At 69.3% G+C, this 23,693-nt stretch carries 26 protein-coding genes; 16 read left to right on the forward strand and 10 right to left on the reverse strand.

What is annotated here, in order from left to right; translation table 11 throughout:
* Window positions 1–48: 48 nt before the first annotated feature.
* Window positions 49–837, forward strand: coding sequence for an RDD family protein (locus AB0L59_RS00425; RefSeq protein ID WP_365577640.1), 789 nt, complete (start codon window positions 49–51; stop codon window positions 835–837).
* A gap of 67 nt (window positions 838–904) precedes the next feature.
* Here the strand turns inward: AB0L59_RS00425 and AB0L59_RS00430 are convergent, their stop codons facing one another.
* A complete protein-coding gene (locus tag AB0L59_RS00430) occupies window positions 905–1,150 on the reverse strand; it encodes a hypothetical protein (protein ID WP_365577643.1) in 246 nt (81 codons plus the stop codon).
* Window positions 1,151–1,448: 298 nt separating this feature from the next.
* Between AB0L59_RS00430 and AB0L59_RS00435 the strand changes: the two genes are divergently transcribed.
* The gene (locus tag AB0L59_RS00435; protein WP_365577646.1) at window positions 1,449–3,809 is read left to right on the forward strand and encodes an immune inhibitor A domain-containing protein; all 2,361 of its coding nucleotides are present in this window, start codon (window positions 1,449–1,451) and stop codon (window positions 3,807–3,809) included.
* Window positions 3,810–3,930: 121 nt separating this feature from the next.
* A complete protein-coding gene (locus AB0L59_RS00440; RefSeq protein WP_365577649.1) occupies window positions 3,931–4,251 on the forward strand; it encodes a hypothetical protein in 321 nt (106 codons plus the stop codon).
* A gap of 1 nt (window position 4,252) precedes the next feature.
* Here AB0L59_RS00440 and AB0L59_RS00445 read toward each other — a convergent pair whose 3' ends face one another.
* Both AB0L59_RS00445 and AB0L59_RS00450 read right to left on the reverse strand, forming a co-directional pair.
* A complete protein-coding gene (locus AB0L59_RS00445) occupies window positions 4,253–4,846 on the reverse strand; it encodes a nicotinamidase (RefSeq protein WP_365577652.1) in 594 nt (197 codons plus the stop codon).
* Window positions 4,847–4,947: 101 nt separating this feature from the next.
* Window positions 4,948–6,294 carry a nicotinate phosphoribosyltransferase gene (locus AB0L59_RS00450; RefSeq protein ID WP_365577655.1) on the reverse strand — a complete coding sequence of 449 codons (1,347 nt, stop codon included), beginning with the start codon at window positions 6,292–6,294 and terminating at the stop codon, window positions 4,948–4,950.
* A 57-nt stretch (window positions 6,295–6,351) separates the two neighbouring features.
* Between AB0L59_RS00450 and clpS the strand changes: the two genes are divergently transcribed.
* From clpS to AB0L59_RS00495, 9 genes are all read left to right on the forward strand, one after another.
* The gene (gene clpS, locus AB0L59_RS00455) at window positions 6,352–6,669 is read left to right on the forward strand and encodes an ATP-dependent Clp protease adapter ClpS (protein ID WP_189948983.1); all 318 of its coding nucleotides are present in this window, start codon (window positions 6,352–6,354) and stop codon (window positions 6,667–6,669) included.
* A gap of 13 nt (window positions 6,670–6,682) precedes the next feature.
* Complete coding sequence (locus AB0L59_RS00460; protein WP_365577658.1) at window positions 6,683–7,288, forward strand: DUF2017 domain-containing protein; 606 nt, start codon at window positions 6,683–6,685, stop codon at window positions 7,286–7,288.
* Between the two features lie 330 nt (window positions 7,289–7,618).
* Window positions 7,619–9,052: an amino acid permease gene (locus tag AB0L59_RS00465; protein WP_365577660.1), complete on the forward strand. Its 1,434-nt coding sequence runs from the start codon at window positions 7,619–7,621 to the stop codon at window positions 9,050–9,052.
* Between the two features lie 133 nt (window positions 9,053–9,185).
* A complete protein-coding gene (locus tag AB0L59_RS00470; RefSeq protein ID WP_365577663.1) occupies window positions 9,186–9,608 on the forward strand; it encodes a M67 family metallopeptidase in 423 nt (140 codons plus the stop codon).
* Between the two features lie 90 nt (window positions 9,609–9,698).
* Window positions 9,699–9,794: a putative leader peptide gene (locus tag AB0L59_RS00475; protein ID WP_365577666.1), complete on the forward strand. Its 96-nt coding sequence runs from the start codon at window positions 9,699–9,701 to the stop codon at window positions 9,792–9,794.
* An 85-nt stretch (window positions 9,795–9,879) separates the two neighbouring features.
* Window positions 9,880–10,158: a MoaD/ThiS family protein gene (locus tag AB0L59_RS00480; RefSeq protein ID WP_055708394.1), complete on the forward strand. Its 279-nt coding sequence runs from the start codon at window positions 9,880–9,882 to the stop codon at window positions 10,156–10,158.
* Between the two features lie 17 nt (window positions 10,159–10,175).
* Window positions 10,176–11,126, forward strand: a complete 951-nt coding sequence (locus AB0L59_RS00485) for a cysteine synthase (RefSeq protein ID WP_365577669.1) — start codon at window positions 10,176–10,178, stop codon at window positions 11,124–11,126.
* A 264-nt stretch (window positions 11,127–11,390) separates the two neighbouring features.
* Window positions 11,391–13,463, forward strand: coding sequence for a putative Ig domain-containing protein (locus tag AB0L59_RS00490; protein ID WP_365577671.1), 2,073 nt, complete (start codon window positions 11,391–11,393; stop codon window positions 13,461–13,463).
* 126 nt (window positions 13,464–13,589) lie between these two features.
* Complete coding sequence (locus AB0L59_RS00495; RefSeq protein ID WP_365577674.1) at window positions 13,590–14,057, forward strand: hypothetical protein; 468 nt, start codon at window positions 13,590–13,592, stop codon at window positions 14,055–14,057.
* Here AB0L59_RS00495 and AB0L59_RS00500 read toward each other — a convergent pair whose 3' ends face one another.
* Complete coding sequence (locus AB0L59_RS00500) at window positions 14,058–14,570, reverse strand: type II toxin-antitoxin system PemK/MazF family toxin (protein ID WP_365577677.1); 513 nt, start codon at window positions 14,568–14,570, stop codon at window positions 14,058–14,060.
* A gap of 229 nt (window positions 14,571–14,799) precedes the next feature.
* Here AB0L59_RS00500 and AB0L59_RS00505 point away from each other — a divergent pair, with 229 nt between their 5' ends.
* Complete coding sequence (locus AB0L59_RS00505) at window positions 14,800–15,552, forward strand: MBL fold metallo-hydrolase (RefSeq protein WP_365577680.1); 753 nt, start codon at window positions 14,800–14,802, stop codon at window positions 15,550–15,552.
* A 77-nt stretch (window positions 15,553–15,629) separates the two neighbouring features.
* On the opposite strand, the gene AB0L59_RS00510 is transcribed toward AB0L59_RS00505, so the two are convergent.
* Both AB0L59_RS00510 and AB0L59_RS00515 read right to left on the reverse strand, forming a co-directional pair.
* On the reverse strand, window positions 15,630–16,877 hold the full coding sequence (locus AB0L59_RS00510; protein ID WP_365577682.1) for a PTS transporter subunit EIIC: 1,248 nt from the start codon (window positions 16,875–16,877) through the stop codon (window positions 15,630–15,632).
* Window positions 16,878–17,011: 134 nt separating this feature from the next.
* Window positions 17,012–18,328 carry a PTS transporter subunit EIIC gene (locus tag AB0L59_RS00515; protein ID WP_365577684.1) on the reverse strand — a complete coding sequence of 439 codons (1,317 nt, stop codon included), beginning with the start codon at window positions 18,326–18,328 and terminating at the stop codon, window positions 17,012–17,014.
* 184 nt (window positions 18,329–18,512) lie between these two features.
* Between AB0L59_RS00515 and AB0L59_RS00520 the strand changes: the two genes are divergently transcribed.
* The 3 genes from AB0L59_RS00520 to AB0L59_RS00530 all read left to right on the forward strand — a co-directional run bounded on the left by AB0L59_RS00520 (window position 18,513) and on the right by AB0L59_RS00530 (window position 20,046).
* On the forward strand, window positions 18,513–18,746 hold the full coding sequence (locus AB0L59_RS00520) for a glucose PTS transporter subunit EIIB (protein ID WP_030782705.1): 234 nt from the start codon (window positions 18,513–18,515) through the stop codon (window positions 18,744–18,746).
* 78 nt (window positions 18,747–18,824) lie between these two features.
* On the forward strand, window positions 18,825–19,562 hold the full coding sequence (rph, locus tag AB0L59_RS00525; protein WP_365577686.1) for a ribonuclease PH: 738 nt from the start codon (window positions 18,825–18,827) through the stop codon (window positions 19,560–19,562).
* A 97-nt stretch (window positions 19,563–19,659) separates the two neighbouring features.
* Window positions 19,660–20,046: a hypothetical protein gene (locus AB0L59_RS00530; RefSeq protein WP_365577688.1), complete on the forward strand. Its 387-nt coding sequence runs from the start codon at window positions 19,660–19,662 to the stop codon at window positions 20,044–20,046.
* Between the two features lie 60 nt (window positions 20,047–20,106).
* On the opposite strand, the gene AB0L59_RS00535 is transcribed toward AB0L59_RS00530, so the two are convergent.
* From AB0L59_RS00535 to AB0L59_RS00550, 4 genes are read right to left on the reverse strand one after another with little or no spacing between them, the layout of a single operon-like run.
* Window positions 20,107–20,844 (reverse strand): DUF1707 domain-containing protein, encoded by a 738-nt coding sequence (locus AB0L59_RS00535; RefSeq protein ID WP_365577690.1) that lies wholly within the window; start codon window positions 20,842–20,844, stop codon window positions 20,107–20,109.
* 9 nt (window positions 20,845–20,853) lie between these two features.
* On the reverse strand, window positions 20,854–21,816 hold the full coding sequence (locus AB0L59_RS00540) for an ATP-binding cassette domain-containing protein (protein ID WP_365577692.1): 963 nt from the start codon (window positions 21,814–21,816) through the stop codon (window positions 20,854–20,856).
* A 1-nt stretch (window position 21,817) separates the two neighbouring features.
* Entirely contained in the window at window positions 21,818–22,663 is an 846-nt protein-coding gene (locus AB0L59_RS00545; protein WP_365577694.1) for an ABC transporter permease, read from the reverse strand.
* A complete protein-coding gene (locus AB0L59_RS00550) occupies window positions 22,656–23,435 on the reverse strand; it encodes an ABC-2 family transporter protein (RefSeq protein WP_365579438.1) in 780 nt (259 codons plus the stop codon). The genes AB0L59_RS00545 and AB0L59_RS00550 overlap by 8 nt, the downstream gene beginning before the upstream one ends.
* Window positions 23,436–23,693: the final 258 nt, after the last annotated feature.

Below are 23,693 nucleotides of genomic sequence, written 5' to 3' on the forward strand. Positions count from 1 at the left end.
GGCGGTCCGCCGGATGCGGAGCCGGGGCGTTCGCGGTCCACTCGGGCCATGAGCAGCGAACCGCCCCCCGGCTCGGGAGAGCAGCCTCCCGAGGACGACCCGTTCAGGAAGCGGCCCCCGTCGGACCAGGGGTCGGGCTCGCCGTACGACGCGCCGTACGGCGGCGCCCAGCAGCCCCCGCCGCCGGGCGGCGGGCAGCCACCCGGCGGCGGCCAGCCACCCCCGTACGGCAGCGGCGAGCCTCCGCCGCCGTACGGCGATCAGCCACCGCCCCCCTACGACGGAAGCCAGCCCCCTCCCTATGGCGGCGGTCCCTACGGGGGAGGCCCCTACGGCCCGGGCCCCTATGGCGCCGGTCCCGGGGGTTACCCCGGCGACCCGCTCGCCGGTATGCCCCCGCTCGCCGACAGCGGCAGGCGGACGCTCGCGCGGATCGCCGACATGATCCTCGTCGGCATCATCGTCTGGCTGCTCACCTGGGCGTTCGGGGTGCGCGAGTACCAGGTCAACGGCGATCACGTCGAGGTCGGCAAGTCCGTGGGACAGTCCGTCATCGCGGCCGTGCTGTACATCGCCTACGACACGTTCATGATGAGCAAGTACGGCCAGACCCTCGGCAAGAAGTGGCTCGGCATGCGGGTGGCGAACCTGGACGACGGCGCCACGCCCTCGGTGCAGACCAACCTGATCCGCTCCCTCGTGCTGTGGGTGCCGTTCGCCTTCTGCTGCGCCTGCATCTGGACGGCGATCTGCGGTGGTTGGAGCTTCTTCGACAGGCCCTACAAACAGGGTCTGCACGACAAGGCGGCGAAGACGGTGGTGGTCAGCACGCGTTGACAGACGGCCGTCCACACGAGAGCGGCGGGTCCGTGAGGTCACGGCCCGCCGCTTTCGTGCGCACTGTTCACAGGGCCGACGAAACCGGCTGTTCCTGGTGGGCGGGCTCGGCGGGTTCGGCCGCGGCCCCGGTCGTACGGGCCCTCGGCAGGGGCACCGTCATCGCCACGAGCAACCCGAGGCCCAGCGCCGCGAGGGCGATGACGGTGACCCCGAGGCCCGAACTCGTCTGGGACAGCAGCAGCATGGCGAGCGTCGAGAAGATCACGGTGCAGGAACCGTAAACGAGCTGTGCGGCAGTCGGACGAGGCATGACAATCGTGTCCTCGGAAGTCTTCGGGGGATTCTTCGGATGGCGTGCCATTCGGCTCTCTTGGCGTGCATGCCCGAGCCAGGCACCCGGTAAGCGTGACCTAACCCACGGTACCGGTGCACAGGGGGCGCACGGAGTCATGGCGTGGAGGCATAGGCCGCGAGCAGGTTCGTAAAGCGAACGTCGGCTGTGCTTAGTCCACTTGGCTAGAACAAGTCAAGGACTGTCTTTTCTTCTAAACCTCTAGTCAAATTACGTCACTTGGCATGCGCCGAACAGGCGCAGGGGAGGAACTCAAGTGACCAGCAGATCCTGGACGTTCAGAGCGGCCGCGATCGGCGTGACGCTCGCGGCGGCCTCCGCCACGTTCGCCACCTTCGCCGTCGCGGAGGCGAGCACCCAGACCCCGGCCGCGGCCGTCAACCGGCACGACCCGGCTCCGGTGAAGCAGCGGGCGCATGACCTCGACGGTCCGCTGAGCAAGACCCAGGAGGCCCAGCACCGCGAGGCGCTGAACCAGCTCATATCGGGCAAGGCCAAGGCGCAGGAGCGCAACGGCTCCAAGGTCGTGGCGCTCAAGAGCCGCAAGGGCAAGAGCAAGTACGTCGAGCTGAGCCGCGAGAAGACCGACAAGATCTTCACGATCCTGGTGGAGTTCGGGGACAAGACCGACCCGAAGTACGGGGGCACGGCCGGCCCGCTGCACAACACCATCGCCGCGCCGGACCGCAAGAAGGACAACTCCACGGCCTGGCAGAAGGACTACGACCAGAAGCACTACCAGGACCTCTACTTCGGCACCGGCAAGAAGACCGAGTCGCTGAAGAAGTACTACGAGAAGCAGTCCTCGGGCCGCTACTCGGTGGACGGCGAGGTCTCCGACTGGGTCAAGGTCCCCTACAACGAGGCCCGTTACGGCAACAACGCCTGCGGCCAGACCAACTGCCCGAGTGTGTGGAACGTGGTCAGCGACGGCGTCAACGCCTGGGTCGCCCAGCAGAAGGCGGCCGGCAAGTCCGACGCCGCGATCAAGGCGGACCTGGCAAAGTACGACCAGTGGGACCGGTACGACTACGACCACGACGGCAACTTCAACGAGCCCGACGGGTACATCGACCACTTCCAGCTCGTGCACGCCGGTGAGGACGAGTCCGCGGGCGGTGGCGCCCAGGGCACCGACGCGATCTGGGCCCACCGCTGGTACGCCTTCGGCACCGACGCGGGCGCGACCGGCCCCGCGAACAACAAGCTCGGCGGCGCCCAGGTCGGCGACACCGGCGTCTGGGTCGGCGACTACACCATCCAGCCGGAGAACGGCGGCCTCGGCGTCTTCGCCCACGAGTACGGCCACGACCTCGGCCTGCCGGACGAGTACGACACCGCCGGCGGCGACAACTCCACCGGCTTCTGGACCCTGATGTCCTCCGGCTCCTGGCTGGGCACGGGCAAGGAGTCCATCGGCGACCTGCCCGGCGACATGAACGCCTGGGACAAGCTGCAGCTCGGCTGGCTGAACTACGACACGGCCAAGGCCGGCACCCAGTCCACGCACAAGCTGGGCGTGGCCGAGTACAACACCTGGAACAAGCAGGCGCTCGTGGTCACCCTGCCGGACAAGGCGGTCACCACCACGATCACCCAGCCCGCCGAGGGTTCGACCCAGTGGTGGAGCGGCAGCGGCAACGACCTGAAGAACACGCTGACCCGGTCGGTGGACCTGACCGGCAAGTCGTCGGCGAAGCTGGACCTGGACGGCTGGTGGGCCATCGAGGACGGCTACGACTACCTCTACGCCGAGGTGTCGACGGACGGCGGCGCCAACTGGACCGCCGTGGACGGCACGGCCGACGGCCAGGCCATCCCGCGTGACGGCAGCGGCAAGCCGGCGCTGACCGGCTTCTCGCAGGCGCACAAGAAGCTGTCGTACTCGCTCGACGCCTACGCGGGCAAGAAGATCGACCTGCGCTTCCGCTACGCCACCGACGGCGGTGTCGCCGAGAACGGCTTCACGGCCGACGAGATCACCGTGACCGCCGACGGCACGCCGGTGTTCTCGGACAACGCCGAGTCGCAGGACGCCGGTTGGACGTCGAACGGCTTCTCCCGCATCGGGGCGTCCTTCACCAAGGACTACAAGCAGTACTACATCGCCGAGAACCGGCAGTACGCGTCGTACGACAAGACCCTGAAGTCCGGCCCGTACAACTTCGGCTTCTCGACGAGCCGTCCGGACTGGGTGGAGCACTACCCCTACCAGAACGGCCTGTTGATCTGGAAGTGGGACACCTCCCAGGCGGACAACAACACCAACAGCGCCAACGGCCACCCGGGCACCGGTCTGATCCTGCCGATCGACTCGCACCCGACGGCGCTGAAGTGGTCCGACGGCACGCTGATGCGCAACCGGATGCAGGCCTACGACTCGCCCTTCAGCCTGTACCGCACGGACGGCATCACGCTGCACAAGGCGGACGTCGCCACGGTGATCAAGTCGTCCAAGGGTGTCCCGGTCTTCGACGACCACACCGGCACCTACTACGACCCGGCGAACCCCACCGGTGGCGTGAAGGTCACTGACACCAACACCAAGATCGCGATCGTCAAGGAGGCCAAGGACGGCTCGACGATCTTGCTCAAGGTGGGTCCCGCAGTGAAGTAGTCCACGTTTCCGCAGGTCAGAGGCGTATCGGCGGCAACCCCTTGGCGGGTTGCCGCCGATCGTGTTTAGGTGCGTCCTGTGGACCGCTTATTGACACCGACGGAGACGGGGATGTGACCGCATGGCCGCTGGAGGCTTCTGCAAGCTGCCGAACGGCACGGTCGTGGTGGCGCTGAACCTGCCCTACGACTCTGTCGGGGTGCGGGTGCTGGTGCACGCCCAGAACCGGGCCCGGGCCCTGACCAGGCTCCGCAACCTGGGGTTGCGCGCGATCTACCTCCGGGGGAACGCCGCGCCTCCGACGCCGGACGAGATCACGGCGGTGCTGCACCATCCGGACGGCCTGATATGGCGCACGGCTCCGGCCGACAACGGTGTCATCGTGAACGAGCTGTGGCATCCGATCCGGGCGCTGCTTCGCAGGTCGGCGGTGGTTCAGTGACCTAGCCGCCGACCACCGGCTTGCCCGTGAGCTCCGCGCCGGCCTCCCGGAGCTCCTCCAGCGCCCGCTCCGTCGTCTCCGGGGCCACCCCGGCCGTGAGGTCCAGCAGGACCTGGGTACGGAAGCCCTCCCGGACGGCGTCGAGGGCCGTGGCCCGTACGCAGTGGTCCGTGGCTATGCCCACCACGTCGACCTCGTCGATGTGGCGGGCCCGCAGCCAGTCGGCCAACGACGTGCCGTTCTCGTCCTTGCCCTCGAAGCCGCTGTAGGCCGCCGAGTAGGCGCCCTTGTCGAAGACCGCGTCGACCGCGCCGGAGGCGACGGCCGGAGCGAAGTTCGGGTGGAAGCCGACGCCCTCCGTGCCCGCGACACAGTGCGCGGGCCAGGAGTGCACGAAGTCGGGGTTGTCGGCGAAGTGGCCGCCGGGCGCGATGTGGTGGTCCCGGGTGGCCACCACATGGCGGTAGCCGGTGCCGCCCGCCTGGCCGACCAGCTCCGTGATGGCGGCGGCCACGTCCGCACCGCCGGCCACCGCGAGGCTGCCCCCCTCGCAGAAGTCGTTCTGCACATCTACGACGATCAAGGCGCGGCGCATGGTGGGTGTCCTTCGACTGAGAGTTAAGTAACTGAGCCTAGAGACTTACGGGCCCGTACGGGAGGGGGCGTTCGAGGACGGGGGCGGACGGCGGTCCCGCTTTAGCTACCCGAGCGCCCCTGGAGGTACTCCGTCGGAAGGACGGGTTCCCCACGGGAGAGCTGGGTGGCGGACAGCGGGAGGTTCGCACGGGCGGCGATGTGGCGGTCCCGGGGGACGTCCAGCGGTTCACGGGCGACCACGTGACCGCCCTTGACCAGCTCGACCAGCAGCTGCCGGTCCGCCAGCTCGGGCGGCACCGGCCCGGTGCCCACGATCTCGGCCTCGGCCACCCCGTGCTCGTCCAGTCGGCGCGCCGCCCACTTGCGGCCCCCGACGGAGGTCTTGCCGCCGCTGGACTTCTTCGCGACCGCCACCAGCGGCGCCTTCGGGTCGGCGGTCTCGGCGCGGGCGACCAGCTTGTAGACCATGGAGGCGGTCGGGTGCCCGGAGCCGGTCACCAGCTGGGTGCCGACGCCGTAGGCGTCCACGGGCGCGGCGGCGAGCGAGGCGATGGCGTACTCGTCCAGGTCGGAGGTGACCACGATCTTGGTGTTCGCCGCCCCCAGCTCGTCCAGCTGCTGCCGCACGCGGTGCGCCACGAGCAGCAGGTCGCCGGAGTCGATGCGGACCGCGCCCAGCTCGGGGCCGGCCACCTCCACGGCCGTACGGACGGCCTCGGCGACGTCGTAGGTGTCCACCAGCAGCGTGGTGCCCCGGCCGAGGGTCTCGACCTGCGCCCGGAAGGCGTCCCGCTCGTGGTCGTGCAGCAGGGTGAAGGCGTGCGCGGAGGTGCCGACGGTCGGGATGCCGTAGCGGAATCCGGCGGCCAGGTCGGAGGTGGTGGCGAAGCCGCCGACGTACGCCGCCCGCGCCGCGGCCACCGCCGCCAGCTCGTGGGTGCGGCGGGCGCCCATCTCGATCAGCGGGCGGCCGCCGGCGGCGGAGGCCATCCGGGAGGCGGCCGCGGCGATCGCGGAGTCGTGGTTGAGGATGGAGAGGACCACCGTCTCCAGCAGCACGCACTCGGCGAAGGTGCCCTCGACGCGCATGATCGGCGAACCGGGGAAGTAGACCTCGCCCTCCGGATAGCCCCAGATGTCCCCGCTGAAGCGGTAGTCGGCGAGCCACTGCAGGGTCTCCTCGTCGACGATCTCCCGGTCCCGCAGGAAGCCGAGGACGTCCGCGTCGAAGCGGAAGTTCTCCACCGCGTCCAGGACGCGGCCCGTGCCCGCCACCACGCCGTAGCGGCGTCCGTCCGGCAGCCGCCGGGTGAAGACCTCGAACACGCTCCGCCGTTCGGCCGTACCGGCCTTGAGGGCGGCCTGCAACATCGTCAACTCGTACTGGTCCGTGAAGAGTGCCGTCGAGGGAACATCCACCGGCAGCCCAAGGTCCGCTGTGTCCATGGCAGCTGATCGTACTCCCTTCTCGTCGGTGTGACGATTTTTCTCGGCCGTGGCAGCATGGGCACTGTGACGTCACCCGCGCCCGTAGAGATCGAACGCACCGAGTCGGCGGAGGAGGTCTTCGCCGTACCCGAGCCCGACGTCCCCTGGGTCACGATCGTGCACAACGACCCGGTCAACCTCATGAGCTACGTGACCTACGTCTTCCAGACGTACTTCGGGTACACGAAGGACAAGGCGACGAAGCTCATGCTCGACGTCCACCACAAGGGCCGGGCGGTCGTCTCCAGCGGTACCCGCGAGGAGATGGAGCGCGACGTGCAGGCGATGCACGGCTACGGTCTGTGGGCCACCCTGCAGCAGGACCGGAAGTAGCGAACCCATTTACATGCCCGGACATTTCGAACCGCTCCCCGGCGGCGGCGCGGCCGTCGCGCTCGACGACGTCGAGATCTCCATCATCAGGTCGCTGGCCGTCCAGCTCCTGGAGCTCATCGGCCCCGGCCCCGGCGCGGACAGTCCTGAGGACCCGCTCGCCGAGCTGTTCGCGGAGGGCCCGAGCGAGCCGCCCGCCGATCCGGTGCTCAGAAGGCTCTTCCCGGACGCCTACGGCGATCCCGAGCAGGCCCCGCACTCGCCCGCCGACGCCGAGGAGCGGCGGGCACACTCCGCCGAGTTCCGCCGCTACACCGAGAACGATCTGAGGGCCGGCAAGCGCGAGAACGCGCTCGCGGTGATCCGCGCCCTGGACGCGCTCGCCCCGGTGGGCGAGGGCGGCGCGGTGCTGAAGCTGGTCCCACAGGAGTCGAGGCAGTGGCTCGGCGCCCTCAACGACCTGCGGCTCGCTATCGGCGCCCGGCTGGAGATCGCCGACGAGGACGACACCGACCTGCTCTACCGGCTCCCGGACGAGGACCCGCGTAAGCCGATGGTGATGGCCTATCTCTGGCTGGGCGGGCTCCAGGAGACCCTGGTCACGACACTTATGCCCTAGCCTGGCCGGATTTTACGGTGCACGAGTGTTCGCTCAGCGGACGCTCAAATCCGGATAACGATCGCGTTACCGTTGCGGTCGTATTTCATGTATTTGAGGGCTCTTTGTCCGCTTTTCCCTGTGTGATGCGCCACATCGTGACCCTGTGATCAATATTGCGGCCGTGATAAATCTTCACGACCGCCCGGCCAACACCACCCATGTTCGGCCGGGTGCGCCACCGAGCCGACGACCGTCGGCCAGGCAACAGCTCCAGCAATCCGGGGGGATCGAAACCCGATCCGAGGCCGACGAAGGGCCCGGGTCGGCATGGAGAAAGGCGCACCACACATGACCTCATCGCGGGTCGACCAGCTTCGCGACGGCAATGAGGCCGAGCGGGCCGACAGCGAGGGCGGCGAGGGATACCAGCGCGGGCTAGGGGCCCGGCAGATCCAGATGATCGCCATCGGCGGTGCCATCGGCACCGGCCTCTTCCTCGGCGCGGGCAAGGGCATCTCCAAGGCGGGCCCCAGCCTGATCCTGGCCTACGCGGTCGCGGGCCTCGTCATCTTCCTGATCATGCGGGCGCTCGGCGAGCTGCTGATGTACCGCCCGGTGTCGGGTTCGTTCTCGGAGTACGCGCGCGAGTTCATCGGCCCCTTCGCGGGCTTCGTGACCGGGTGGACGTACTGGCTGTTCTGGGTGGTCACCGGCATCACCGAGGTCACGGCCGCGGCCGCCTACATGACGTACTGGTTCGACATCCCGCAGTGGGTGTCGGCCCTGATCTTCACGATCGTCCTGTACGGCGCCAACCTGATCTCCGTGAAGCTCTTCGGCGAGCTGGAGTTCTGGTTCTCCATGGTCAAGGTCACCGCGATCATCGGGATGATCCTGATCTGCGTCGGCATCCTCACGGTCGGCTTCTCCGACGCCGGCAAGACCGCCTCGGTCAGCCACCTGTGGAGCGACGGAGGCTTCTTCCCGCACGGCGTCGGCAGCACGCTGATGACCCTGCAGATGGTCATGTTCGCCTTCCTCGCCGTCGAGCTGGTCGGTGTCACCGCGGGCGAGTCCAAGGACCCCAAGAAGGTGCTGCCGAAGGCGATCAACACCGTGCCGTGGCGCATCGCCGTCTTCTACGTGGGCGCGCTGATCATGATCCTGTCGGTCGTGCCGTGGACCGAGTTCCACCCGGGGGTGAGCCCGTTCGTGGCCGCCTTCCAGAAGATGGGCCTGTCCGTCGGCGCGGGGATCGTCAACTTCGTGGTCCTCACGGCCGCGCTGTCGTCCTGCAACTCCGGCATGTACTCCACCGGCCGCATGCTGCGCGACCTGGCGCTCAACAGCCAGGGACCGAAGTTCTTCACCAAGCTGACGCGCAGCGGTACCCCGCTGGTCGGCACCACGTTCTCCGCCGCGCTGATGCTGGTCGGCGTCTGGATCAACTACCAGTGGCCGGGCAAGGCGTTCGACTACGTGGTGTCCTTCGCGACCATCTCCGGCATGTGGGCGTGGATCGTCATCCTGGTCTGCCAGATCCGCTACCGCGCCAGGGCGAACCGCGGGGAGCTGCCGCAGAGCGAGTTCCGCGCGCCGGGAGCGCCCTACACGAGCGTCTTCGCGCTGGCGTTCATCTTCATGGTGATCGTACTGATGGGTATCGACAAGGACGCGCGGGTGTCGCTTTACTGTGCTCCGCTGTGGGCCGCGATCCTCGGCGTCTCCTACGGGGTGCTCAAGCGCCGCAACCCGCAGGCCGCGGCCTTCCGCAAGCGCTGACCACCGGAAACGGACGTCCGGTCGGCGGGAGCACTCGTGGCGCCCCCGCCGGCCGCCGCTCAGGACGTCCACCATGTGGGCCGTCCCGTACCACACCTCGGTACGGGACGGCCCTCTGCTTATCCTGACCGACATGCTGACCATCACCCAGGCCCTCCACGACCAGATCGTCGCCCACGCCCGCAAGGACCACCCCGACGAGGCGTGCGGTGTCGTCGCGGGCCCGGCGGGTTCGGACCGCCCCGAGCGCTTCATCCCGATGCTGAACGCGGCCATGTCGCCCACCTTCTACGAGTTCGACTCGGGTGATCTGCTCAAGCTCTACCGCGAGCTGGACGACCGCGACGAGGAGCCGGTGATCATCTACCACTCCCACACCGCGACCGAGGCCTACCCCTCCCGCACCGACATCTCCTACGCCAACGAGCCCGGCGCCCACTACGTCCTCGTGTCCACCGCCGACACCGACGGGCTCGGCGACTTCCAGTTCCGCTCCTTCCGGATCGTGGACGGCGAGGTCACGGAGGAGGAGGTCAAGGTCGTGGAGACCTACTGAACGACCTCCGGTCTCGTACTGCGGATGACACCTGTCCGGGATACGAGATCACCTTCCAGGAGCCGGACCGGGAATCGATACGATGAGCCCATGGTTCTGTCAGACGTGAGCGAGAAGGCGCCGGGCATGCTGCTCGTGGCGCGGCTGCACGTCGACCTGTGCAGGCTGAACAGCGCCATCTGTTGACGTTCCCAGCCGCCGTACGGCCGTGTGCCGCGGCGAGCCGCCGCACGCCCGAACCGACGACACCTTCCGACAGGAGCCCTGAGCCATGGCCATCGAGGTCCGCATCCCGACCATCCTCCGCACGTACACGGACGGCCAGAAGGCGGTGGAGGGCAGCGGGAACACCCTCGCCGAGCTGTTCGCCGACCTCGAGACCCGGCACGCGGGCATCCAGGCCCGCATCGTGGACGAGGGCAAGCTGCGCCGCTTCGTCAACGTCTACCTGAACGACGAGGACGTCCGCTTCATCGACGGCATCGACACCAAGCTGTCCGACGGCGACACCGTGACGATCCTGCCGGCCGTCGCCGGCGGCATGCGCTGATCGGCCGCTGAGCAGCGATGCGCTACGACTCCCCGCTGGCCGCGGTGGGCAACACCCCCCTGGTGCGCCTGCCGCGGCTCTCGCCGTCCGCCGACGTCCGTATCTGGGCCAAGCTGGAGGACCGCAATCCCACGGGCTCGGTCAAGGACCGCCCCGCGCTGCACATGATCGAGCAGGCGGAGAAGGACGGCCGGCTCACCCCGGGCTGCACGATCCTCGAGCCCACCTCCGGCAACACCGGCATCTCCCTCGCCATGGCGGCCAAGCTCAAGGGCTACCGCATGGTGTGCGTGATGCCGGAGAACACCTCGCAGGAGCGCCGGGACCTGCTCGGCATGTGGGGCGCCGAGATCATCTCCTCGCCGGCCGCGGGCGGCTCCAACACCGCCGTCCGCGTGGCCAAGGAGCTGGCCGCGGAGCACCCCGACTGGGTGATGCTCTACCAGTACGGCAACCCGGACAACGCCGGCGCCCACTACGCCACCACCGGTCCGGAGATCCTCGCCGACCTGCCGTCCATCACCCACTTCGTGGCCGGTCTCGGCACCACCGGCACCCTGATGGGCGTCGGCCGCTACCTGCGCGAGCAGAAGCCCGGCGTCCAGATCGTCGCCGCCGAACCGCGCTACGACGACCTGGTGTACGGCCTCAGGAACCTCGACGAGGGCTTCGTACCGGAGCTGTACGACGCCTCCGTGCTGACCACCCGCTTCTCGGTCGGCTCGGCCGACGCGGTCACCCGCACCCGTGAACTCCTGCAGCAGGAGGGCATCTTCGCGGGTGTCTCGACCGGTGCCGCCCTGCACGCGGCGATCGGTGTGGGCCGGAAGGCGGTCACGGCGGGCCGGTCCGCCGACATCGTCTTCGTCGTGGCCGACGGCGGCTGGAAGTACCTGTCCACCGGCGTCTACACGGCGGCCACCACCGAGGAGGCCATCGAGACGCTGCACGGCCAGCTCTGGGCGTAGCCTCCTGCCAAGTGCCCGCCAGCCCCCTCTCATGAGGGGGCTAAGCCATTCCTATGGCAGGGCAAAGAATTCCTTTGAGTACTGCCGGTAGCACCGGGGCCAGGACTACGTTCCTCGTCGCACCCTGACATGTCACGCTCACCCAGCGCCATGACAGGTGTCTGCGAGTGTCATGCTCATGACTGCGCGGTTCCACCGCCGCTACGCGCGTCACGGGCCTGCCAATCCAGTGCGAAACCCCACGTCTACCGGAGGCAGCACCCCATGCGTGAGTCACGTCCGAGCCGGCGGAGACGGAGTCTGCGAAGACTTCTCGCCGTCGCCTTCCCCGCCCTCGCCCTCACAGTCGCCGGACTCGTCGCCGCGCCCACGGCCGGTGCACAGACCGCCGCAGCCAAGCCGCAGACCTCCAAGGTCACGCAGAACGCGAAGGCGCTGACCGCCCCCGAGCGGCAGACCTTCCACCCCACCGGCAAGGCCGGCCAGAAGGTCCCCACGACCCACCTGTGCGCCACCGCCAAGCCGGGCCAGGCGTCCTGTTTCGCCCAGCGCCGCACCGACATCAAGCAGCGGCTCGCCTCGGCGCTCGCCGCCGCCGCGCCCTCCGGCCTGTCCCCGGCCAACCTGCACAGCGCCTACAACCTGCCCACCGCGGCCGGTTCGGGCATGACGGTCGGCATCGTGGACGCCTACAACGACCCGAACGCCGAGTCGGACCTGGCCACGTACCGCTCCACCTACGGCCTGTCGTCCTGCACCAAGGCCAACGGCTGCTTCAAGCAGGTCAGCCAGACCGGTTCCACCACCTCGCTGCCGACCAACGACAGTGGCTGGGCCGGTGAAGAGATGCTCGACATCGACATGGTCAGCGCGGTCTGCCCGAACTGCAACATCATCCTGGTCGAGGCCAACTCCGCGAACGACACCGACCTGGGCATCGCCGAGAACGAGGCCGTCTCCCTCGGCGCCAAGTTCGTCTCCAACAGCTGGGGCGGCTCCGAGTCCTCCTCGCAGACCAGCGAGGACACCTCGTACTTCAAGCACCCGGGCGTCGCCATCACCGTCTCCGCGGGCGACTCCGGCTACGGCGCCGAGTACCCGGCGACCTCCCAGTACGTGACCGCCGTCGGCGGCACGGCCCTCACCACCGCCTCCAACTCCCGTGGCTGGAGCGAGTCGGTGTGGAACACCAGCTCCACCGAGGGCACCGGCTCCGGCTGCTCGGCCTACGACCCGAAGCCGAGCTGGCAGACGGACACCGGCTGCTCCAAGCGCATGGAGGCCGACGTCTCCGCGGTCGCCGACCCGGCCACCGGCGTGGCGGTCTACGACACCTACGGCGGCTCCGGCTGGGCGGTCTACGGCGGCACCAGCGCCTCCTCGCCGATCATCGCCTCGGTCTACGCCCTCGCCGGCACCCCGGGGGCGAGCGACTACCCGGCGAAGTACCCGTACTCCCACACCGGCAACCTGTACGACGTGACCAGCGGGTCCAACGGCTCCTGCTCCACCTCGTACTTCTGCACCGCGAAGACCGGCTACGACGGCCCGACCGGCTGGGGAACCCCGAACGGCACCACCGCCTTCACCTCCGGCTCCAGCACCGGCAACACGGTGACCGTCACCAACCCCGGCAGCCAGTCGACCACGACCGGCGGCTCGGTCAGCCTGCAGATCCACGCCACCGACAGCGCGGGCGCCGCACTGACCTACAGCGCCTCCGGCCTGCCCACCGGCCTGTCCATCAACAGCTCCAGCGGCCTGATCTCCGGTACGGCGTCCACCGCCGGCACCTACCAGGTGACGGTCACTGCGACCGACTCCACCGGCGCCTCCGGCTCGACGTCCTTCACCTGGACCGTCGGCTCGGGCGGTGGCGGCGGCTGCACCTCCTCCCAGCTGCTGGCCAACCCCGGCTTCGAGTCGGGCAACACCGGCTGGAGCGCGAGCAGCGGCGTGATCACCAACGACACCGGTGAGGCGGCGCACAGCGGCTCCTACAAGGCCTGGCTGGACGGCTACGGGTCCTCGCACACCGACACGCTGTCCCAGTCGGTGACGATCCCGGCCGGCTGCAAGGCCACGCTCACCTTCTACCTGCACGTCGACACCGCCGAGACCACCACCAGCACCGCGTACGACAAGCTGACGGTCACCGCCGGTTCGACCACCCTGGCGACGTACTCCAACCTCAACGCGAACTCCGGGTACGCGCAGAAGACCTTCGACCTGTCCTCGCTGGCGGGCCAGACGGTCACCCTGAAGTTCAACGGCGTGGAGGACTCCTCGCTGCAGACCAGCTTCGTCGTGGACGACACCGCCCTGACGACCGGCTGATCTTCCGGTACGGCCCCGGGTCCCGCACGCGGAAACCTCCGCGTGCGGGATCCGTTCGTGGTGCTGGTACGTCACATCTGCACCAGGCGGCCGCCCCGCGCGGCCACGGCAGAAAGGCGAACCCCCATGCGCCGTACGACGACGTCCCTCGCCCTCGCGGCGGCAGCGCTGCTCCTCGCCGGATGCGGCTCCCAGAGCGGCAAGGACACCGGCGGCAAGGACACCGGCGGCAGTGGCAGCCAGGTCTCACCGTCCGCGTCCCCGAGCCGTGCCGGCTGCGCCGCCCTCGTCCAGCTCACGGCCACGGACAGCGGCCGGACCGTGTGCGTGGCGAAGGGCGGCGAGGTCCGCCTGACCCTGGACGGCACCAGGTCCCGCCCCTGGCGGCCGGTCACGGCGAGCGGCTCGGCCCTGCGGGGCATCAACGCGGGGTTCGTCATCCAGCCGGGCCAGGCCACGGCCGCGTACCAGGCGGTGAACGCCGGAACCGAGAAACTGACGTCCTCCCGCCCCCTGTGCGCCGAGCCGACGGCTCCCGGCCAGGTCTCGTGCAAGGGGATCCAGGAGTGGACGGTGACGGTGAACGTGAAGTGATCAGCCGGCCAGGTGCCGTACCTGGTCCCACAGAACCGGGTCCACCACGCCCACCCGGCGCCGGAAGTCGCCGACCGGCACCTCGCGCAGCTCGTCGGTCTCCAGGAAGCTCGGGCGGCCCCGGGCGTCGCCGACCGCGCCCGGCGGCAGCGGGATCACGCCGGCGCGCTCGTCGTGGTACTTGCTGGTGATCTTCGCGACCGTGGCCCGGTTCCCGCGCACCGCCAGCACCAGACAGGGCCGGTCCTTGCCCCGCCCGCCGTCCGCCACCGCACTGTCCGACGCGCCGCGCGCGGCCCCGAACGACTCCGGGCGGTCCTCATAGGGAACGTCCGCCCACCAGATGTCCCCGGGGGCCGGCCGGGCGGCCCGCGCCGGGTGCCTTCCCGCGCTGCCGAGCGGCCTGAGGCGGCGCCCGGCGTACCTGCGCCCGCGTCCCCAGCCGTCGATGAGCGTGGCGACCAGCGCGAGCAGCACCACCGCCGCGAGTGCAAGCCACCAGGACGTGTCCATACGACGACGTTACCGGCGCGCGCCGAGGATCGCGCGCCCTCTGCGGAACCTTCTGCGCCCCTGTTCCAGCCGAACCGGTGACAGCACAGGTGAGTTCGCCCACAACGGCCCCTGGCGGAGGAGCGACCCGCGCTTTCGCGCCTTACGCTCGACAAACCGCACGACCCCCGTTTTCCTGCCCTTTTGATCTTTCCGCTGTGATCTTTCCGCCAACGGAGGTTTCTGCTTCATGAAGCTCACCGTCGTCGGCTGCTCGGGGTCGTTCCCGTCCGCGGAATCGGCCTGCTCGAGCTACCTCCTCGAGGCCGACGGCTTCCGGCTGCTCCTCGACATGGGCAACGGCGCCCTGGGCGAGCTGCAGCGCCACTGCGGTCTCTACGACCTCGACGCGATCTTCCTGAGCCATCTGCACGCCGATCACTGCATCGACATGCTCGCGTACTTCGTCGCGCGCTACTACCGCCACGACGGCGGCCGTTGCGACCCGCTCCCGGTCTACGGCCCCGAGGGCACCGAACACCGCCTGACCACGGCCTACGACGACACCCCCTCCGCCTCGTCCATGAGCGAGGTGTTCGACTTCCACACCGTGAAGCCGTCCACGTTCGAGATCGGCCCGTTCACGGTGCACACCGAGCGGGTCCGGCATCCCGTGGAGGCGTACGCCATCCGCATCGAGCACGGCGGGCGATCGCTGACGTACTCCGGCGACACGGGTGTCACCGAGGTGTTGGACGAGCTGGCCCGGGACACCGACCTGTTCCTGTGCGAGGCCGCGTTCACGTACGGCAAGGAGAGCATCCCCGACCTGCACCTCAACGGCCGCGAGGCGGGCGAGACGGCCGCGCGTGCCGGAGCGCGGCGCCTGGTCCTCACCCATGTCCCGCCGTGGACCGATCCCCAGGTGAACCTCCGCGACGCCCGTGAGGTGTTCACGGGGCCGGTGGAACTGGCCGTGCCGAGGGTCACGTACGAGATCTAGCTTCGGCAGGACGAAGGCCCCCGGAACCTGCTCGGTTCTGGGGGCCTTCGAGCGCTCCGCAGGGGAGCGGGCAAGCCCTACGCCTTCGTGAGGTCCTCGACCTCCTCCTCGGGCTCGCGGCCCGGGGTGGGGAGGTTGAACCGGACGATCGCGAAGCGGAAGACCGTGTAGTAGATCGCCGCGAACACCAGGCCGATCGGGATGATCAGCCATGGCTTGGTCGCCAGGTTCCAGTTGAGCACGTAGTCGATGAAGCCCGCCGAGAAGGTGAAGCCCGCGTGGACGCCGAGCGCCCAGGTGATCGCCATGGACAGGGCCGTCAGCACCGCGTGGATCGCGTACAGCAGCGGCGCGATGAACATGAACGAGAACTCGATCGGCTCGGTGACACCGGTGACGAACGAGGTCAGGGCGAGGGAGATCATCATGCCGAGGACGGCCTTGCGGCGCTCGGGGCGCGCGGAGTGGGCGATGGCGATCGCGGCGGCCGGCAGACCGAACATCATGATCGGGAAGAAGCCGGACATGAAGATACCGGCGTGCGGGTCACCGGCGAAGAAGCGGTTCAGGTCACCGTGCACGACCTGGCCGGCGGCGGTCTTGTAGTCGCCGATCTGGAACCAGGAGACGGTGTTGACGAACTGGTGCATGCCGACCGGGATCAGCGCGCGGTTGACCAGACCGAACAGACCCGCGCCCAGCGCGCCGAGACCGGTGATCCACTCGCCGGCGTGGGAGATGCCCTCACCGATCGGCTTCCAGATCAGGCCGAAGAAGACGCCCATCGCGGTGCCGACGAACGCCATGATGATCGGCACCAGCCGGCGGCCGTTGAAGAAGCCGAGCCAGTCCACCAGCTTCTTGCGGTGGTAGCGCTGCCACAGCACGGCGGCCAGCAGACCCATCAGGATGCCGCCGAGGACCCCGGGGTTGTTGTAGGTCGCGGCTATGTCCGCGCCCTTCTGGATCTTGGCCTCGGTGACCGGGAACGCCTTCAGTACGTTGCTGTAGACGAGGAAGCCGACCAGTGCGGCCAGCGCCGTCGAGCCGTCCGACTTCTTGGCGAAGCCGATCGCGACACCGATGCAGAAGAGCATCGGCAGGTTGTCGAAGATCGCGCCACCTGCCGTGGCGAACACCGCGGTGACCTTGTCGGGCAGGTGCAGCTTGTCGTGGATGTCCTGCTGGCCCAGACGCAACAAGATGCCCGCCGCCGGCAGTACGGCGATCGGGAGCTGCAGGCTGCGGCCGACCTTCTGCAGGCCCTGGAAAAGGCCTGATCCCCGCTTCTTCGCGGGAGCCGCCGTGGCGGTGGCGGTGCTCATGGAATGGTTCCTCCATCGGGGGTGGTCTACACCACTCGGTGGTGTAGACCTGTTGTAGCACGATGGAGGGGGCCTGAGGAACCGGCAAATCCGCTACCAGTACGCTACGTGGCGTACCGATGTGATAACGGCGCTCAGGCCTTGGTGACGTCCTCGACCTCGTCCTCCGCCTCGCGCCCCGGCGTCTTCAGGTCGAACCTGGTGATCGCGAAACGGAAGACGGCGTAGTAGACCAGCGCGAAGCACAGGCCGATGGGGATGATCGCCCATGGTCTCGTCGCCAGGTTCCAGTTGATGACGTAGTCGATCAGGCCGGCCGAGAAGCTGAAGCCGTCGTGCACCCCGAGCGCCCATGTCACCGCCATCGAGACCCCGGTGGAGACGGCGTGGAACGCGTAGAGCGCCGGTGCGATGAAGAGGAAGGAGTACTCGATCGGTTCGGTGATGCCCGTCACGAACGACGTCAGTGCCACCGACAGCATCAGACCCCCGACCTCCTTGCGGCGGTGCGGCTTGGCGCAGTGGGTGATCGCGAGCGCGGCGGCCGGCAGCGCGAACATCATGATCGGGAAGAAGCCCGAGGTGAACTGGCCCGCGTGCGGGTCCCCGGCCAGGAACATGTTGATGTCGCCGTGCACCACCGTGCCGTCCGGCTTGGTGTAGCTGCCGAACTGGAACCAGATGGGCACGTTCAGGAACTGGTGCAGGCCGACGACGAGCAGCGCCCGGTTGGCGAGGCCGAACACGCCCGCGCCCCAGGAGCCGATGTCCCGCAGCCAGCGGCTGAAGCTCTCCAGCCCACTGCCGATCGGCGGCCAGATCCACAGGCACAGCGCCGCGAAGGCGATGGCGACGAAAGCCATGAGGATCGGCACCAGGCGGCGGCCGTTGAAGAAGCCCAGCCAGTCCGCCAGCCGGGTGCGGTGGAAGCGGGCCCAGAAGAAGGCGGCCAGCAGGCCCATCACGATCCCGCCGAAGACGCCCGGGTTCTGGAAGGTGAAGGGCGTCACCGCACCCACCCCCGTGCCGACGCTCACCTGACAGCCGACCTGCGGGATCGCCCGGGAACCGCCGGGGCAGGACTCCGGGAACTGGTGCAGCACCCCGTAGTAGACGAGAAAGCCCGCCACGGCCGCGAGCGCGGTCGAGCCGTCGGCCTTCTTCGCCATCCCGATCGCCACGCCCACGCAGAACAGCAGCGGAAGGCCGAGGGAGCCGTCGAGCAGGGCTCCGCCCGCGCCCGTCATGACCTTGGCGACGTTCGTCCAGCCGAGGCCGTCCGTGCCGAACACGTCCGGCTGGCCCAGGCGGTTGAGGATGCCCGCCGCCGGCAGTACGGCGATCGGCAGCTGCAGACTGCGCCCCATCTTCTGCAGGCCCTGGAACAGGCGGTTCCAGCGTTCCCGCGCCGGGCCGACCGTGCTGTCGGCGGGCGCGCTGTCGGCGCTCATGGCGTCCTCCCGGCCACTGGAGTCGGGCGCGGTTTGGCGACCGTCCGTCCTGTGGTGTAGACCAGTCGACGGACGGTTCCGCTGTCGTGATCGCCATCATTCGGCACGCACGGCATGACCGCTCGCGAAGATGGGCCAACTGTGGGTTACTGCGACAAAGCGGTTCGGATCAGGGAGAAGGAACATGGCCAGCAAGGCTGAGAAGATCGTCGCCGGCCTCGGCGGCATCGACAACATCGAGGAGATCGAGGGCTGCATCACCCGGCTCCGTACCGAGGTGTCCGACCCCTCGCTGGTCGACGAGGCCGCCCTGAAGGCCGCCGGCGCCCACGGCGTCGTCAAGATGGGCACCGCCATCCAGGTCGTCATCGGCACCGACGCCGACCCGATCGCCGCGGAGATCGAAGACATGATGTGAGCCGGCTGGTTCACCTGGAAAGGGGCTCTTCCCGATGCGGGAGGGGCCCCTTGCGCAGGTGGGGCTAGGCTCGTCGCCATGTCTCGCATCGACGGCCGTACCCCCGAACAGCTCCGCCCGGTCACCATCGAACGCGGCTGGAGCAAGCACGCCGAGGGCTCCGTCCTCGTCTCCTTCGGCGACACCAAGGTGTTCTGCACCGCCTCCGTGACCGAGGGCGTCCCACGCTGGCGCAAGGGCAGCGGCGAGGGCTGGGTCACCGCGGAGTACGCCATGCTGCCCCGCGCCACCAACACCCGCGGCGACCGCGAGTCCGTCAAGGGCAAGATCGGCGGCCGTACGCACGAGATCTCCCGGCTCATCGGCCGCTCGCTGCGCGCCGTCATCGACTACAAGGCGCTCGGCGAGAACACCATCGTCCTCGACTGCGACGTCCTCCAGGCCGACGGCGGTACCCGCACGGCGGCGATCACCGGCGCCTACGTCGCCCTCGCCGACGCCGTCGCCTGGGCCCAGGGCAAGAAGCTGATCAAGGCCGGCCGGCAGCCGCTCACCGGCACCGTCTCCGCCGTCTCCGTCGGGATCGTCGGCGGCGTCCCGCTGCTCGACCTCTGCTACGAGGAGGACGTGCGCGCCGAGACCGACATGAACGTCGTCTGCACCGGCGACGGCCGCTTCGTCGAGGTCCAGGGCACCGCCGAGGCCGAGCCCTTCGCCCGCGAGGAGCTGAACGCCCTGCTCGACCTCGCCGTCACCGGCTGCGCCGAGCTCGCCGCCCACCAGCGCGCGGCCCTGGAGGCCACGCTCGCGAAGTAAAGAAGAGATCAAAAAGGAGGGCGCGCGGGCGCAACCCGCGCGCCCTCCTCGGCGTCCTAGGGGTACGGCAGCCTTACCAGGGGAGGGAAACACCACCATGGCCGTCAGCCGACGCCGTCTCACCGCCGCCGTCGTCGCCGCCGTGGCGGCCGCCGCGCTCACCGCCGGATGCGACGCCGTGAACAAGGCCCTGGACTGCGTGCAGACCGCCGACTCCATCGCCGACAGCGTCACCGACCTGCAGCAGGCCGTGGAGAACGCGGCGAACGATCCGACCCAGGCGGACGTCTCCCTGAACGCCATCGAGAAGAACCTCGACAAGATCGGCGACAAGACCGGCAACGCCGACGTCAACAAGGCGGTCGACGACCTCGACAAGGCCGTGGCCAACGTGCGTACGGCCATCAGGAACGGCGACAGGACGCCGGACGTGGGCCCGGTCACGGACGCGGCCGGCGAACTGACCAAGGTGTGCACCAGGTGACCCGAGGGGCGCGAGGAACGGCGCGAGCGGCCACCGCGCACCCGCAGTCGACCACCGTGCTCAGTACCCCCGACGCCGCTCCCGCTGCTCGCGTCGCTCGCGCAGCAGTTCGTGCCGGGACTCCCTGCGCTCAAGCCTCTCCTGGCGGCGCTGTTCCTTCAGGCGCTTCTGCTCGGCGCGGGTGACCTTGCGTTCCACGCCGACCCCGCCCCAGAAGGCGAGGCCGCCGATGATCACGCGCGGGGCGCCCGGCTCGGACGGGCCGTCGTCCCTGGGGTGGTCGAAGCCGCCCATGATGCCGATGCCGCGGACCACGACCTCCACCCCCGGCGGCACGACGACCTGCACGCCACCCATGACCGCCACGCAGTTGATCTCGACCTCGCGGTCCGCGAAGTCCGCCTCGCGCAGGTCGATCTCGCCGCCGCCCCAGAACGCGAAACAGTTGAACCGCTTCGGCACCGTCCAGCGCCCCTTGCGCTGAAAGCCCGACATGATGGCGACCGCCCCCGACGAGGACCCCTCGCCGCCGACGATCCGGCCCGCCCAACTCCCGCTCCGCGCCGGTTCCTTGGTGAAGGAGACGGGAGGGGGCGGAGTCGCGGCACCGGCTGCCGGCAGGTCGCGGGTGAGCGGGGCCAGCTCACCGTACGTGCGGGCACTGTACGCCGCCTCCAGCCGCTCCTCGAACTCCTCCATGTCGAGCCGGCCCTCGGCCACGGCGTCCCGCAGGACCTCGGCGACCCGTTCGCGGTCGGCGTCGGACGCCCGGAGCTCCGGACTTGCGTCGTCGGTCATGGCAGAAGCCTACGAGACCGCCTTCTCGACGTACATCTTCGCGATGACGGCCTCGATGTCCGGCTCCCGCACCGACAGGTCCACCAGCGGATACTCGGCCGCGAGATGCGCGACGAGCGGCGCCGCCGACTGCCCGGCCGGGAACGCCAGCCACTGCCGCGGCCCTTCCACCCGCACCACCCGCGCCGCGGGCACCTCGACCGGCGGCAGCTCCCGTTCCAGGTCCACCACCAGCGTCCGCTCGCTCTCCCCGGCCTCGTGCAGCCCCGTGAGGGGACCGTCGTACATCAGCCGCCCGTGGTCGATCACCATCACCCGCGAGCACAGCTGCTCGATGTCCTGCAGATCGTGCGTGGTGAGCAGCACGGTCGTGCCGCGCTCGGCGTTCAACTCCCGCAGGAACCCGCGCACTTTGGCCTTCGACACCACATCCAGGCCGATCGTGGGCTCGTCCAGGTACAGCACCTCGGGGTCGTGCAGCAGGGCCGCCGCGATGTCCCCGCGCATCCGCTGCCCGAGTGACAGCTGCCGTACCGGCACGTCCAACAGGGCGTCCAGCTCCAGGAGTTCGACGCACCGGTCCAGGTTCTCGCGGTAGCGGGCGTCCGGGATCCGGTACATGCGGTGGGCCAGCCGGTAGGAGTCGATCAGCGGCAGGTCCCACCACAGGGTCGTACGCTGCCCGAACACCACGCCGATCCGGTGCGCCAGCCGCCGCCGCTCCCGCGCCGGGTCGATGCCCGCCACCCGCAGCCGTCCCGCGCTCGGGGTCAGGATGCCGGTCAGCATCTTGATCGTGGTCGACTTCCCGGCGCCGTTCGGCCCGATGTACCCGACCATCTCGCCACGCGCCACGGTGAACGAGAGCGAGTCCACCGCCCGCACCTCGCGGCGCTCCCGTTTCAGCACCCCGGTCTTCTTGCGCACCTCGAAGACCTTCTCGACCCGCTCCAGCTCGATGAAGTCGTTCACCCTAGCTCCCTGTGCTCCGGTACGAACGAAGTCCCGTCCGCCAGGCCAGCCCCGCCAGCGCACAACACCCCACCGCCACCAGCGGCGGTGCGAACGCCGTCCACCGCGGCAGTCCCAGCGGATACGGCCGCCCCAGCACATAGGTGGCGGGCAGCCAGTTGACGAAGGCCAGCGGCAGCACGAACGTCACCCCGCGCACCAGCTCCTTCGCGAACACCGTCGGCGGATACTGCAGCAGCGTCGTACCGCCGTAGGTGAAGGCGTTCTGCACCTCCGAGGCGTCCTGCGCCAGGAACTGGAAGGCCGCCCCCGCCACGAACACCGCGCAGAAGATCCCGCAGCCGCTCACCACGATCACCGGCAACAGCAGCAGCCTCACCGGCGTCCAGTCGATGTCCAGCCGGGTCATGGACCAGCCCAGCACCAGCAGGCCCTGCATCACCCGGCCCAGCCGCCTGAGCGCGAACTGATCGGCCGCCACCTGGGCCAGCACCGGCGCCGGCCGGATCAGCAGCGTGTCCAGCGTGCCGTCGCGCACCCGTCGTCCCAGCCGCTCCATCGACCCGATCACCAGGTCGGCCAGGCCGAACGCCGTACCGGACAGGCCGTAGAGGAAGGCCACCTCGGGCAGCGACCAGCCGCCCAGGGCGTGCACCCGGGAGAACATCAGCATGATCCCGACGAAGTCGAAGAACGTCGTCGCGAAGCTGCCGAACGTGGTCATCAGGAACGACGCCCGGTAGGTCATGGTGGACCTGATCCACATCCCGGCGATCATCAGATAGGCCCGCACGCCCTCGCGCACCCGGCCCCTGTCGAGGGGGCGCGCCCCACCCGCCTCAGCCACCCTGGACCACCACCCGCCGCGTCGCCGCCGACTGCACCAGTCGCCCGGCACCCAGCAGCGCCACCGCCCACGCCCCCTGGAAGACATACGTTCCCAGCGGATCCGCGTGCCCCAGCAGGATCTGGGCCGGCGCCTGCAGCAGCGAGGACCAGGGCAGGGCCCGTACGACCTCGCCGAGCGCCCCCGGGAAGACGTTCAGCGGCAGCAGCATGCCCGAGCAGAAACAGCCCGCCAGCCACGCCATCTGCGTCACGCCCATGCCGTCCAGCAGCCAGAACGCGCTGAGCGCCACCAGGTACCGGATCCCGAACCCGACGAGCATCGCCAGCAGCACGGCGACGAAGAAGGCGACCCAGGTGCCCACGTCCGTCGGCAGATACACCGGGAAGCACAGTGCGCCGAAGAGAAAGGGGACCAGCCCCCGCCCCAGCAGCTGGAAGAACGCCCGCCCCAGGTCGGTCGCCAGCCACCACAACTGCAGGTCGGCGGGCCGGTACAGGTCGATTGCCACGTCCCCCGTACGGATGCGTTCCATCAACTCGCTCTCGACGCCTCCGCCGCCGATCGCGAGCGTCGAGAGGAACGCCTGGCCCAGCCACACATAGGTCACGACCTGCGCCTGATCCCACCCGCCCAGGTGCGGTCGCTCGTCCCACAGTGCCCGGTACGTATAGACGAGAATGAGGCCGAATGCGGTGTTTGTGAACACCCCTGCCGCAGTGGCGGTCCGATACGTCGCGTACCGTCTGAATCCCCCCACCGCGACGGCCATGTACAACCGTCCCGCGCCCACGCCAGTCCACCTCCCGGGACCGCTCGACACCGAAGCGCAGGAGCCTAGTCCCGGGGTCCGGCTGTCGGCCATGCAATTTCATGCCGAAGCTGCCGGGATCCGGGAACGGAACGCCAGGTGCGAGAGTCTTCAAACTGGGGGCGCAGAAGCGTACGAGGCGTACGGGAACGTACGACGCGAAACAGGAGTCCGTGCACGACATGAGCGACGAGCCGCAGCCGCAGCAGCCGACCGAAG

This window comes from Streptomyces sp. NPDC052109 (assembly GCF_040680195.1).
Classification (GTDB): domain Bacteria; phylum Actinomycetota; class Actinomycetes; order Streptomycetales; family Streptomycetaceae; genus Streptomyces.

Bases quoted from the DNA above. Each gene is read 5' to 3' on its own strand.
- AB0L59_RS00425 (WP_365577640.1), top strand. From the start codon at position 49: ATGAGCAGCGAACCGCCCCCCGGCTCGGGAGAGCAGCCTCCCGAGGAC.
- AB0L59_RS00430 (WP_365577643.1), bottom strand. From the start codon at position 1,150: ATGCCTCGTCCGACTGCCGCACAGCTCGTTTACGGTTCCTGCACCGTG.
- AB0L59_RS00440 (WP_365577649.1), top strand. From the start codon at position 3,931: ATGGCCGCTGGAGGCTTCTGCAAGCTGCCGAACGGCACGGTCGTGGTG.
- AB0L59_RS00445 (WP_365577652.1), bottom strand. From the start codon at position 4,846: ATGCGCCGCGCCTTGATCGTCGTAGATGTGCAGAACGACTTCTGCGAG.
- AB0L59_RS00450 (WP_365577655.1), bottom strand. From the start codon at position 6,294: ATGGACACAGCGGACCTTGGGCTGCCGGTGGATGTTCCCTCGACGGCA.
- clpS (WP_189948983.1), top strand. From the start codon at position 6,352: ATGGGCACTGTGACGTCACCCGCGCCCGTAGAGATCGAACGCACCGAG.
- AB0L59_RS00460 (WP_365577658.1), top strand. From the start codon at position 6,683: ATGCCCGGACATTTCGAACCGCTCCCCGGCGGCGGCGCGGCCGTCGCG.
- AB0L59_RS00465 (WP_365577660.1), top strand. From the start codon at position 7,619: ATGACCTCATCGCGGGTCGACCAGCTTCGCGACGGCAATGAGGCCGAG.
- AB0L59_RS00470 (WP_365577663.1), top strand. From the start codon at position 9,186: ATGCTGACCATCACCCAGGCCCTCCACGACCAGATCGTCGCCCACGCC.
- AB0L59_RS00475 (WP_365577666.1), top strand. From the start codon at position 9,699: ATGGTTCTGTCAGACGTGAGCGAGAAGGCGCCGGGCATGCTGCTCGTG.
- AB0L59_RS00480 (WP_055708394.1), top strand. From the start codon at position 9,880: ATGGCCATCGAGGTCCGCATCCCGACCATCCTCCGCACGTACACGGAC.
- AB0L59_RS00485 (WP_365577669.1), top strand. From the start codon at position 10,176: ATGCGCTACGACTCCCCGCTGGCCGCGGTGGGCAACACCCCCCTGGTG.
- AB0L59_RS00490 (WP_365577671.1), top strand. From the start codon at position 11,391: ATGCGTGAGTCACGTCCGAGCCGGCGGAGACGGAGTCTGCGAAGACTT.
- AB0L59_RS00495 (WP_365577674.1), top strand. From the start codon at position 13,590: ATGCGCCGTACGACGACGTCCCTCGCCCTCGCGGCGGCAGCGCTGCTC.
- AB0L59_RS00500 (WP_365577677.1), bottom strand. From the start codon at position 14,570: ATGGACACGTCCTGGTGGCTTGCACTCGCGGCGGTGGTGCTGCTCGCG.
- AB0L59_RS00505 (WP_365577680.1), top strand. From the start codon at position 14,800: ATGAAGCTCACCGTCGTCGGCTGCTCGGGGTCGTTCCCGTCCGCGGAA.
- AB0L59_RS00510 (WP_365577682.1), bottom strand. From the start codon at position 16,877: ATGAGCACCGCCACCGCCACGGCGGCTCCCGCGAAGAAGCGGGGATCA.
- AB0L59_RS00515 (WP_365577684.1), bottom strand. From the start codon at position 18,328: ATGAGCGCCGACAGCGCGCCCGCCGACAGCACGGTCGGCCCGGCGCGG.
- AB0L59_RS00520 (WP_030782705.1), top strand. From the start codon at position 18,513: ATGGCCAGCAAGGCTGAGAAGATCGTCGCCGGCCTCGGCGGCATCGAC.
- rph (WP_365577686.1), top strand. From the start codon at position 18,825: ATGTCTCGCATCGACGGCCGTACCCCCGAACAGCTCCGCCCGGTCACC.
- AB0L59_RS00530 (WP_365577688.1), top strand. From the start codon at position 19,660: ATGGCCGTCAGCCGACGCCGTCTCACCGCCGCCGTCGTCGCCGCCGTG.
- AB0L59_RS00535 (WP_365577690.1), bottom strand. From the start codon at position 20,844: ATGACCGACGACGCAAGTCCGGAGCTCCGGGCGTCCGACGCCGACCGC.
- AB0L59_RS00550 (WP_365579438.1), bottom strand. From the start codon at position 23,435: ATGGCCGTCGCGGTGGGGGGATTCAGACGGTACGCGACGTATCGGACC.